The organism is Dietzia sp. UBA5065, from assembly GCA_002415925.1.
Taxonomy (GTDB): Bacteria; Actinomycetota; Actinomycetes; order Mycobacteriales; family Mycobacteriaceae; genus Dietzia.
In genome coordinates this window covers 1-2,756 of the sequence record DIAZ01000110.1, presented here as the reverse complement: position 1 = coordinate 2,756, position 2,756 = coordinate 1, and the positions used below count along the sequence as shown (strand labels likewise).

The following is a 2,756-nucleotide window of genomic DNA, read 5'->3' as shown; positions in this document are numbered from 1 at the left end:
ACGCGCATAATGGGACGGGTGAACACCGAGGTAGGCACGGACCAGGAGTCGGGCTCCGTGGGCGGCGGGCAGGCGTCGGACTTTGACGACACGCTGCGCGAGCGGCTCGCCTCCGGCGCGGACGTGGCCCGGGCGGCCGTCGAGGAGTTCGCCACCGACGGGGTGGGCGAGCATCTAGGGTGTGTCGTCGACGCGCCCTTCACCACGACCCACAGGTTCGCCTCCGACCTCGCCGGATACCGGGGATGGTACTGGGCCTGCGTGCTGGCGCTGGTCCCCGGTGGCGACCTGACCGTCGACGAGATCTCGCTGCTTCCCGGCGCGGACGCCGTCGTCGCCCCGGAGTGGGTGCCGTGGGAGAAGCGCATCCGCCGGGGAGACCTCGGGGCGGGGGACCTCCTGCCGCCGGCGGAGGACGACGATCGCCTGGTCCCCGGGCAGATGCTCAGCGGGGACGAGGAACTGGACGACCTCGCGGGTCCCGTCGGCCTCGGTCGGCCGCAGCACCTGAGCCTGGAGGGGCGCTCGGCCGCCGCCGCCCGCTGGGCGGCCGAACGCGGGCCGGACAGTGAGATCGCGCGCGGGGCCAAGTTCCACTGCGGCTCGTGCGGGTTCCTGGTGCCCGTCGCCGGCTCGCTGGGGTCGATGTTCGGGGTGTGTGCCAACGAGTACTCCGCCGACGGGCAGGTGGTCCACCTCCAGTACGGCTGCGGTGCCCACAGCGATGTGCAGGTCAGCGTCGATCCCGCGATCCCCGCCCCGGTGGCGTACGACGACGACGCCGTGGACGTGGTGGTGCTCCCGCAGCAGTTGGCGGCGTCGGCGCGGGCACGGAGCGGGGCGGAGAACGACGATCCCGGCTCCGCAGGTACGGACTCGGCCGCCACCGACTGACGGCGGTCAGGAGCGGTCGAAGTCGAGGCCCTGCTGGGCCCCCGCGCTGCCCCTGAGAACAGCCCGGCGCTGCAGGGCGTAGACGAGCGTGCCGAGCGCGCCCACACCGACGCCGACCCCGCAGAGGATGACGGTCCGCATGTCGACCTCGTCCATGAGCATCTGTGCCAGCAGCGCGATGGTCCACGCGAGCGTCCCGATGATGACGACCGGTCGCGGGTCCAGCAGATAACCCGGAATCCGGGGCGCCTGCTGGTCGGTCGACGGGTCCGTCATGACCGTGACGGTACCGCAGGAGACCGGGCGGTTACTCTATGACGGTTCCTCACCCATTGCCAGGAAGGTCGCCAGATGTCGCAGAGCACCGGGGCCCCGTCGCCGCCCTCAGCCCGGATCGGGGCGATCGACCGGTACTTCAAGATCAGCGAGCGCGGCTCGACGGTGTCCCGCGAGGTCCGCGGCGGTCTCGTCAGCTTCTTCGCGATGGCCTACATCATCGTCCTCAACCCGCTGATCCTCGGCTCGGGCGTGGACGTCGACGGCAACCGGCTGTCGATCGTCGAGATCGCCGCGGTCACCGCCTTCACGGCCGGCGTGATGACGGTGGCGTTCGGCGCGATCGCCCGCTACCCCTTCGCGTTCGCGACCGGCCTGGGGATCAACTCGCTCGTCGCGGTGACCATCGCCAAGCAGGTGACGTGGGCGGAGGCGATGGGGCTCGTCGTGATCGAGGGCCTCATCATCGTCATCCTGGCGGTGAGCGGCTTCCGCAAGGCCGTCTTCGACGCCATCCCGGCGGACCTCAAGGCCGCCATCGCGGTGGGCATCGGGCTGTTCATCGCCATGGTCGGCTTCGTCGACTCGGGCTTCGTCCGCCGGATCCCGGACGCCGCGGGCACCACGGTCCCCGTGGGGCTGGGGATCGAGGGGTCGATCGCCTCGTGGCCCACCGCCGTGTTCGCGTTCGGGCTCCTGCTGTGTGGCGTGCTCGTGGCCCGCCAGGTCCGCGGCGGGATCTTCATCGGAATCGTCGTCACCACCGTGGTCGCCGCGGTCGTCGAGGCGATCACCAACGCCGGGCCCTCGTTCGTCGACGGCAGTCCCTCGCCCACCGGGTGGAACCTCGCCGTCCCCGGCATCCCCGAGTCGCTCGGCGGCCTGCCCAACCTCTCCCTCATCGGGCAGGTGGACCTCCTCGGAGCGTTCGTCCGGATCGGCCCACTGGCGGCGGGGCTGTTCGTCTTCACCCTGCTGCTCGCCAACTTCTTCGACGCCATGGGCACGTTCACCGGCCTCGGCAAGGAGGCCGGGCTCATGGATGAGCAGGGGAACCTGCCCAACATGAAGACCGCGCTCGTGGTCGAGGGCGTCGGCGCCGTCGCGGGTGGCTTCACCTCGTCGTCGTCCAACACGGTCTTCCTGGAGTCGGCGACCGGTATCGCCGAGGGCGCCCGCACCGGACTGGCCAACATCGTCACCGGCGGACTGTTCCTCCTCGCGATGTTCTTCACGCCGCTGTACGAGGTCGTCCCGGTCGAGGCGGCGGCCCCCGCGCTCGTGGTGGTCGGCGCGCTCATGATGTCGCAGATCGTCCAGATCGACTTCACCAAGTTCTCGATCGCGCTTCCCGCCTTCCTCACGATCGTCACCATGCCGTTCACCTACTCGATCGCCAACGGCATCGGCATCGGGTTCGTGGCATGGGTCGTGATGGCCTCCGCCACCGGCAGGGCCCGGTCCGTGCACCCGTTGTTGTGGGTGGTCGCGGCGGCGTTCCTGGTCTACTTCGCGATCGGGCCCATCACCGACGCGCTGGCCTGACCGGGGCGCCGGAAGTGCTCGTCCTGGACGTCTCCGATCCC

The 2,756-nt window shown here is 70.6% G+C and carries 3 protein-coding genes; 2 read left to right on the top strand and 1 reads right to left on the bottom strand.

Going from position 1 to position 2,756, the window contains the following annotated elements:
- Positions 1-9 precede the first annotated feature (9 nt).
- Positions 10-894, top strand: coding sequence for a DUF3027 domain-containing protein (locus B4M60_RS08590; protein ID WP_291082318.1), 885 nt, complete (start codon positions 10-12; stop codon positions 892-894).
- A gap of 6 nt (positions 895-900) precedes the next feature.
- On the opposite strand, the gene B4M60_RS08585 is transcribed toward B4M60_RS08590, so the two are convergent.
- Entirely contained in the window at positions 901-1,170 is a 270-nt protein-coding gene (locus B4M60_RS08585) for a DUF2530 domain-containing protein (protein WP_291082282.1), read from the bottom strand.
- A gap of 75 nt (positions 1,171-1,245) precedes the next feature.
- Here B4M60_RS08585 and B4M60_RS08580 point away from each other — a divergent pair, with 75 nt between their 5' ends.
- Positions 1,246-2,715 carry an NCS2 family permease gene (locus B4M60_RS08580; RefSeq protein WP_291082278.1) on the top strand — a complete coding sequence of 490 codons (1,470 nt, stop codon included), beginning with the start codon at positions 1,246-1,248 and terminating at the stop codon, positions 2,713-2,715.
- Positions 2,716-2,756: the final 41 nt, after the last annotated feature.